Annotated in this window: 6 protein-coding genes and 1 pseudogene; 1 reads left to right on the top strand and 6 read right to left on the bottom strand. The window is 46.2% G+C overall.

Annotated features, from left to right (window positions below):
• The 3 genes from PX482_RS18175 to PX482_RS18165 all read right to left on the bottom strand — a co-directional run.
• The coding region (locus PX482_RS18175) for an ABC transporter ATP-binding/substrate-binding protein (RefSeq protein ID WP_288097481.1) at window positions 1–1,842 on the bottom strand (1,842 nt) is incomplete at its 3' end.
• 69 nt (window positions 1,843–1,911) lie between these two features.
• A complete protein-coding gene (gene ntrB, locus PX482_RS18170) occupies window positions 1,912–2,742 on the bottom strand; it encodes a nitrate ABC transporter permease (protein ID WP_288026624.1) in 831 nt (276 codons plus the stop codon).
• A gap of 112 nt (window positions 2,743–2,854) precedes the next feature.
• On the bottom strand, window positions 2,855–4,213 hold the full coding sequence (locus PX482_RS18165) for a CmpA/NrtA family ABC transporter substrate-binding protein (protein ID WP_288026625.1): 1,359 nt from the start codon (window positions 4,211–4,213) through the stop codon (window positions 2,855–2,857).
• A 398-nt stretch (window positions 4,214–4,611) separates the two neighbouring features.
• Between PX482_RS18165 and PX482_RS18160 the strand changes: the two genes are divergently transcribed.
• Window positions 4,612–5,694: a molecular chaperone DnaJ gene (locus PX482_RS18160; protein WP_288122799.1), complete on the top strand. Its 1,083-nt coding sequence runs from the start codon at window positions 4,612–4,614 to the stop codon at window positions 5,692–5,694.
• Window positions 5,695–6,041: 347 nt separating this feature from the next.
• Here PX482_RS18160 and PX482_RS18155 read toward each other — a convergent pair whose 3' ends face one another.
• From PX482_RS18155 to PX482_RS18145, 3 genes and pseudogenes are all read right to left on the bottom strand, one after another.
• The gene (locus PX482_RS18155; protein WP_002759215.1) at window positions 6,042–6,278 is read right to left on the bottom strand and encodes a ribbon-helix-helix protein, CopG family; all 237 of its coding nucleotides are present in this window, start codon (window positions 6,276–6,278) and stop codon (window positions 6,042–6,044) included.
• A gap of 297 nt (window positions 6,279–6,575) precedes the next feature.
• A pseudogene (locus PX482_RS18150) lies at window positions 6,576–7,508 on the bottom strand (formylglycine-generating enzyme family protein); the annotation flags it as partial.
• 66 nt (window positions 7,509–7,574) lie between these two features.
• Window positions 7,575–8,030 carry an NUDIX hydrolase gene (locus PX482_RS18145; RefSeq protein WP_002764310.1) on the bottom strand — a complete coding sequence of 152 codons (456 nt, stop codon included), beginning with the start codon at window positions 8,028–8,030 and terminating at the stop codon, window positions 7,575–7,577.
• Between the last annotated feature and the right edge of the window lie 222 nt (window positions 8,031–8,252).

Raw genomic sequence — 8,252 nt, 5'->3', positions numbered from 1 at the left:
CAATTCCCGGGCCGCGGTACTAAAGACACCCACCCGACAGACGCGTTCGAGAATTTCTACCCAGTTACGGGGGAAAGGAATGTGGCCCCAGCGCGCCATTTGGGTCATCATCCAGAGGTGTTCGGTACGACTGGGACGATTGACTCCATCCCCAAAGAACAGATGGTGTGCATATTCTTTCATCGGTTGATCGAGACTGCACGCGTAGGAGTTGGGATCACCTAGTTGGATATAATCTATATTGGTACTAAGGTACTGACGACTAGCGAGGATTTGACGAATTTCTTCCTGATTCCCTTCCTCGGCACAGTAGCGACAACCTTCCAGCAGTGCTTTAACTAAAGCGACGTGGGTATTAGGGTATTTATTGGCCCAATCTTCCCGGACTCCCAGGGCCTTACCCGGGTGGCCCTGCCAGATTTCTAAGTCGGTGGCGACGGTGTAACCGATACCTTCCATGGCGGACCTGAGATTCCAAGGTTCACCGACACAGTAACCGTCAATACTACCGGTTTTCAGGTCGGCTACCATTTGGGCCGGGGGAATAGTTTCGAGGTGAACGTCTTTATCGGGGTCAATTCCCGCTGCCGCTAACCAGTAACGTAGGAGCAAATTGTGCATCGAGGAGGGGTGAACAATGCCAAAAATATGGCGCTGATCCCTCGATTCCAATAGCATCTGTCTTAAGGCGTTACCGTCAATCACTCCCTCGTCATAGAAGCGTTTAGCGAGGGTGACACCGTTACCGTTACGAGTCATAGTCAGGGCGCTGACAATCGGCAAAGGTTGCTCCTGATAACCACCGACGGTTAACCAGGTGGGCATTCCTGAAGGCATTTGCGCCCCGTCGAGGAATCCCCCCGCGATCCCGTCCACAACGCCTCGCCAACTGGTTTCCCGGACCAAATTCACCTCATCTAGACCATGTTTAGTGAAGAATCCCTTTTCTTTGGCCACTGCTAGGGGCGCGCAAGCGGTGAGGGGAACAAAACCGATTTCTAGATTGACTTTTTCTAAACCGTGACGGGCAATTACTTCGACTTTGCGAGCGCGTAGTTTTTTGATCCGTTTTTGTTGGTTGAGGAAATAGATAATCTCGCTCCGGAGACTGTAGTAACTGGGGTGTTCCACCACTTCCATGCGTTTGCGGGGACGGGGGATATCCACTTCCAAAATACCGCCAATTTTTGAGCCGGGGCCGTTGGTGAGCATGACGATGCGATCGGATAATAGCACCGCTTCATCCACATCGTGCGTCACCATTACCGAGGTCATTTCGTATTCTTCGCACAGCTGCATTAACTGTTCCTGTAGATTACCTCTAGTCAGGGCATCTAACGCGCCAAAGGGTTCGTCTAAAAGCAGCACTTTCGGACGGATGGCTAGGGCGCGAGCGATCGCTACCCGTTGTTTCATCCCCCCCGATAATTCGTTGGGACGTTTATCCACTGCATGACGAAGATTGACCAGATCGATATATTTTTCGACTTCAGCTTTTCTTTCGTCTTCTGATAGTTGGGCGAGAACTTGATCGACGGCCAGAGTAATATTTTCTTTGACAGTTAACCAGGGCAAAAGGGAATAGTTTTGGAAGACTACCATGCGATCAGGTCCCGGTTTTTTAATGCTTTGACCTTGCAAAGTCACCACTCCTTCCGTGGGCAAATCTAAACCAGCGATCATGTTTAAGAGGGTTGATTTTCCGCAACCAGAGTGACCGATGAGGGAGATAAATTCCCCTTTTTTTATCTGTAAGTCAATCCCTTTCAAGGCCACATATTCACCGCCACTACTGAGGGGGAATACTTTATCGATGTTATCGACAGCGACAAACAAACTCATAGTTTTTTCTCCTTAAATTTGCTCAAGTTTCAGTTATTTAGAAATGGGGAAAGTTTCCCCATTTATTCCCTATTGACGAACGATTTGATTTTGCAACCAAGCCATAAAGCGATCGAGTAATAAACCCACACCACCGATATAAAACAGCGCGAGAATAATATCGCTGATGTAGTTATTTTGGTAGGCATCCCAGATAAAGAAACCGATACCGACGATACCCGACATAACGATTTCAGCCGCGATAATCGCTAACCAAGCTAAACCGATCGCAATTCTCAAACCAGTGAAGATGTAGGGAAGTGCCGAGGGAATTAATATCTTGAAGAAGAATTTTTTGCTGGACAATTGCAAGACTTGTTTAACGTTGATATAGTCTTGGGGAATTTGTTGGACACCGACGGTGGTATTAATCAAAATCGGCCAAACTGCGGTAATAAAGATCACGAATAAAGCAGCAGGTTGGTTTTGTTGTAAAGCGGCCAAAGATAGGGGAACCCAAGCAAGAGGAGGAACTGTTCTCAGGAATTGGAAAAGGGGATCGAGGGCCTTATTTAAGAAAGAATTTAAACCGACCATAATCCCAACGCCAATACCAACCACTGCGGCAAAAGAATAACCGATTAATACCCGTTGCAGACTCGCTAAAGTTTGCCAGAATAGTCCCTTATCAATGCCCCCACGATCAAAGAAAGGATACATTAAATAGGTACGAGTCCGTTCATTGGTGATTAGGTCGGATGGGGGGGGTAATTTGATTAATCCCAGCATCGAGACTAATTGCCAAACAATCAGAAAACCCAGGGTACCGATAATAGGGGGAAGAATGTCTTGGGAATGCTTTTTCCAGAATTTACCGAAGTTGAAACCACCTTTACCTGTTCTGCTGACGCTACTTGCCATTTTGCCGTTTTCCTTTGTTGAAGATAAAGTTACTTGATTGGGGAGAGAAGAAAACACTTTTGGGATTAATAGACTAGATATTTTATGCCCCTAGCCTATCGAGAAAAGCTCGCTATTTTTTAATTGCCAAACTATCGAGATAAGCTTGGGGATTAGCGGGGTCAAAAGTTTTGCCGTCGAAGAATTTTTCGACACCGCGGGAGGTACTGGTGGGAATATCGGCCGCAGGAACTCCTAATTCTGTAGCTGCCGCTTTCCAAAGATCCTCGCGGTTAACTTTGTCGATTAATGCTGAGGCAGTGGTTAAAGTTTCTTTCGGCAAGAAACCCCAACGAACACTTTCGGTTAAAAACCAGAGATCATGACTCTTGTAGGGATAGGAAACGCTACCGGCGGGATCTTTCCAGTAGAAAACCCCTTTATTTTTGTCGGTGATTTCCGGTTTGCCGTCACCCATTTTCTGTATTCCTTTGAGGGGACCTGCGATAATTTCTTCTTTGAGGTTGAAATAAGCCGGTTTAGCGAGAATTGCCGCCGCTTCTGCCCGATTTGCCTCCTGATCGAGCCATTGCTGCGCTTCCATAACTCCTTTTAATAGTGCCTTAGTAGCTTTCGGGTTTTTATCCACCCAATCGGCGCGGATAGCGAGGTATTCTTCTGGGTGATAGGGCCAGATTTCTGCGGTTAAAGCTGACATAAAACCGATCTGATCAGCCACAATTCTCGCCGGCCAAGGATCGCCGGTACTAAACGCATCCATGGTTCCGGTTTTCATGTTGGCCACGGTTTGGGCTGCGGGTACGGCAATTAGGTTAATATCCGTATCGGGGTTAATACCACCGGCGGCTAACCAGTAACGAATCCAGAAGTCCTGATTAGCTTTCGGGAAAGTATAGGCAGCTTTGAAGGGAGTTCCCGTCGTTTTCATGCCGAGGATGTAATCTTTGGCGGGTTTTAGGTCTAAACCGATATTTTTGCCTTCGTGTTTACCTGCGATCGCAATTCCGTTACCCTGGGTGTTTAACTGCGCTAACACATACATGGGGACTTTAACGTTATTTTTGGTGATTAGTCCCTCGGAAATTAGGTAAGGCATGGGCATTTGCCACTGTCCCCCGTCAATTCCGCCCGCATCTGCGCCAATTTCGACGTTATCTCTAGCGGAACCCCAGTTTGCTTGTTTGGAGACTTCCACATCGGGCATCCCGTGTTTGGCGAAAAAGCCTTTTTCCTTGGCAATAATTAAGGGTGCGGCCTCAACGATAGGAATATAACCTAATTTAATTTTGGTGGTTTCAGGAGCTTGTTCCGGGGCGATGGCGACGGGAGAAGCAACCGGGGAAGCGGGCGCGGTGGTGGTGGTTCCACCCGTAGTGTCGGGGGGATTACCCACACAACCTTTGAGGACAACAGCCCCTGCTGCTGAAACTGCCGCCGTGGTTAAAAATTTCCGTCTCGAAAAATTTGACATAGAATCTCCTACCTGCTTGCTAAAGCAAATATGTGTGCTGAATTATGGGTAAAGGAATCCCTCGCTAAACTTCCCTTCTAGCCTGTGCTATAGAAATTTAGCTATGGAATATTGAATCTCGATTGAACTTACTAAATAAGTCTAGCGGAATTTGGAAAAAATAATTAATCCGAGCGAGAATTTTATTTACAAAAATTTAATTCGATTGATAAGAATTAATTAAGACCATTGATATATCTAGCTTCTAGCCACTTAAAAAGGTTTCCGCAGGAGCGCCGGCGCAGGGGTGATGGGGTGATGGAAGTGGGGAGAAACAACAAAATGAGCCAAGGGTGAGTTTTAGGAATGCGGTTCCTTCCGGCTTGGTAGAATGGACAATATGCTTTCACCCCAAAGTAATGACCAGATCTAAAAAGCCGAAATCACCGAACTCCTCTGATTCGCCTACCTCTCCTTCCTTGGCTCTGTCTTCCCTACATTTTCGTCTCCAAGCTTTAGAGGAGGAGCATCAGTGGCTCCTTAAGCAGATTGGCAGAAAACGCAACGAACTGAAGAAATTCCTCGACCAGATGCGTTCCTTAGCGACGGAGATTTTCCAGAGAGGGCAACCCCTCTATCAAAAACTTACCGACCTCGACCGCGAAATACACGCCCTTTTTGACGAAATCCTCACTGCTAGAAAAATGGGGCAGCAGACAAAAAAAAGGATTCTCGGAATTTACGAGACACTTCAGTTAACGGGGGTGATTAGCCCAAAATTTGACGATGGAGATGAAGAACTTGACGAACTTTTCGGAGACGAAGAGTCGGAAGGATCATCGGAGCAATCCGCGCAGGATTTCTTCTCTGGGGGAGACTCCTATAACCGTCACGATGATGGAACAGAGATATCACCTGAAAGCTCGCCTAAATCTCCTGAATCTAGACAAATACGCCGCACTTTCCTGAGAATGGCCGAGATTTTTCACCCCGACAAGGTTACAGACCCCGAAACTCGGATGCGTCACAACGAGATTATGAAGGAAGTCAACCGCGCCTATAAAGAGGGAGATATTGCCAGACTGCTGGAAATCGAACGACAGCATCAAATGGGGGACACTTTCGAGGTTGAAGGCTCATCGGAAAGCGACCTCAAACGACAGTGCGAGAGGGTTGAAACCAATAACGAACTACTCAAAAAGCAGTACGAGAACCTGAAGAGAGAACTGCGATCGGTGCGAAATACCCCGGAAGGCGAGATGGTGAGGGCCAGTCGCGCTTGTGAGAAGGATGGCATCGACCCGATTGAGCAAATGCTAGAGGAGATGAAATTACAAGTTCAATCCACCGAAAAAATCTATAATTTTGTCCGTGACTTCCGCGATAAAAAGATAACGGTTAAAGAGTTTCTGCGCGGACCGGTCAGGATGGGCAGAAGCCCGGAAGAGATGGAAGACATTCTTGATCAACTTCTGCAGCAACTTCGCGGAATCAGCCGTTGAAGAGAAAAAGCCAGTATTTAGGGTTTGCTGAAAAAGTTTTTCCCGGTGGCCGAGTGTGGGGTTTTACCGATTTTGAGGGAAAAAGTCCCGGAATTTTCCCTCCAATTATTCCTAAAAGGCGATTGTGTCCTCTGGGGGCGAAGCATTCGGGTATAACCTATCGCTGAAACCGTAGATTTCCTGTCCGAATGCTTCGCCCCTACTTTTTCAGCAAGTCCTATTCAATTTAAGATTATGAGTAATCGCCGTTGCACCTATTAACAGACAGTGATTTTTGATCTGCCCTAGAGTATTGCTATCACCTTTGACAAAATCACTAATCGTACAAGTATCGAGTAAAACCAGCACTAAATCACCTCATCTTCTCTAGGTGGGGAAAGTTCCTCTCTATAAGCTTCAAAAACAATAGCATCACTTATACCTTGAAAATTAAGGATAGTTGACGACCATTGAGACTGTTCTTTTGTGGTAATTAAAAGCTGTATTGCTTCTCGAATCAAAGCATTCTGGGATTTGCCTGTAGAGCGAGATAAAGCCTGTAGTTGCTGACTTAATTCATCTTCCAGATAAAGATTGAAGTTCATAACTTAAACAAATATCAATTAACTTTATTATAACAGGATAACTTCTTTCTTTTCTGGGCTGAGATATTTATCAGCGTTTACTATTCTAATAGCAAACTGACCAGCTTTTTGAGCAACTTTACTACCCATAATATAACACCACCTTCCCAACTGATAACCGATAATTCTTTCATTGTCTTAATAAAATTTAAAATTAACGCCATTTTCTCAAAAAAATCGACCCGCCTAAGAGCGGGAAAGAAAGGAAAAGAGAAAAAATAGGGAATAAGGGTAAAAAGGGAAAAAAGAGAAAAAGGGCTACAAAGTCCTCCCAGCACCGCACACCACCCGAAAACCGTAGTCGCCGCTGTAGTCGCGGCGGTAGTCGTCGTAGCGGGAAGCGGAACGGCAGTTAAATGGATCGATGTACCAAGAACCGCCCCGCAGAGAAGAATGATTATCATACCCATTTTCTGTCCAGACACTGCCATCCCTCGGCGCACCGTCATAGTTATCGTGCCAGGTATCGGCGCACCATTCCCAGACATTGCCGTGCATATCGTACAGTCCGAAGGCATTGGGGGAAAATTGTCCCACAGGAGTCGTTTCTTCTCGATATTCTCCTTTGGGTTCATCAGCGTAGGTTTTGCTGGCATTGTAGTTAGCCAATTCCCCCGTAATGGTTTCCCCAAAGTGAAAGGCGGTTGTTGTCCCCGCTCTACAAGCGTATTCCCATTCCGCTTCACTCGGTAGTCGGTATTCCCGAACCGTTAGTTTCGATAATCTCGCACAGAATTCGATCGCATCGTACCAGTTGACTTGTTCCACGGGTCTATCCCAGCGCGTGGGCGATCCCCCCCTAGCCCCCCCTTCAAAAGGGGGGGAATCGGAAGCCCCCCTTAAAAAGGGGGGTTTGGGGGGATCTTTAAAGTAGGAAGGATCAGGATCAAGGTCTTTTTCTACTTTTAAATCGGTGCGAGAGGCAACTGCTCTCCACTGGGCCTGGGTGACGGGATATTTACCCATGAAAAAGGGGGGGACAGTTACTTGATGTTGAGGACGTTCATCATCAAAACTATCTTTCTCATTTGCTGGTGAACCCATCGTGAAAGTTCCCCCCAGTATGGCAATCATTTCTAGGGTGATGTCGTTGCCCAAATCTTGGGTGAAATATGAGGCTTCAGCCTTTTCTCGTTCGACTTCCTGACCTTTGGCATTTACTTTTACCACATCAAATGTCATTGTGTTGATTTCCCCTAAATGTTATCTCACTTGCCTTTAACCAAACTTTCTAATTCCATTATCTTTCCCTCGACATCAAGCCACTACAGTGGCACCCCTGAGATAATCTTCTAGTTGGCGATCATTGTCGTGACTGAGATTGCCTAGAGGTAAAGTTTCGACGCTAAAAGCTCTCACCTCGCTAACTTCTAATGTATCTTTGATCTGAAAATTCCCCGCCGCTGTCACTTCAATTAACAATGAAATGGAGTGAATGCGCGGATCACGCTCAAAAGAGGAATAAACCCCGACTAAACGCCCTAAACTGACTAAATTTAATCCTGTTTCCTCTTTTAATTCCCTTTGGGCAGTATTAAAAATATCTTCCCCCCAATCGACCATCCCTCCCGGTAGGGCCCATTTGCCGGTGTCTCTGCGTCGGATTAAAACAATTGTACCATCAGCAAGCAGCGGAATCATTGTCACCCCAGTTACAGGATGACGAAAGATAATTCCCATCACACTTTTAATAAAATGCCAAACACGACCCATATATAAAGCTAAAAAATAAAAAAAGGGGACGGGATTACTGGAGTTAGGACTTTTGCCTATTGCCTATTGCCTAACACCTATCCCCCAACCCCTAACAATATCAATCTTGACATCCTCGCCGCCCTAAAAGTGCGGCGATTCCTAAACCTCACGATTTAAGTTTCTGCTTCCACCACCGTCGCATACCACAGTTAAAAAACCATGTACTGTCTTACACAGAGT

This window comes from Microcystis sp. M53602_WE12 (assembly GCF_030065455.1).
Lineage (GTDB): Bacteria > Cyanobacteriota > Cyanobacteriia > Cyanobacteriales > Microcystaceae > Microcystis > Microcystis aeruginosa.
This window is presented reverse-complemented; position numbering and strand designations above follow the sequence as displayed.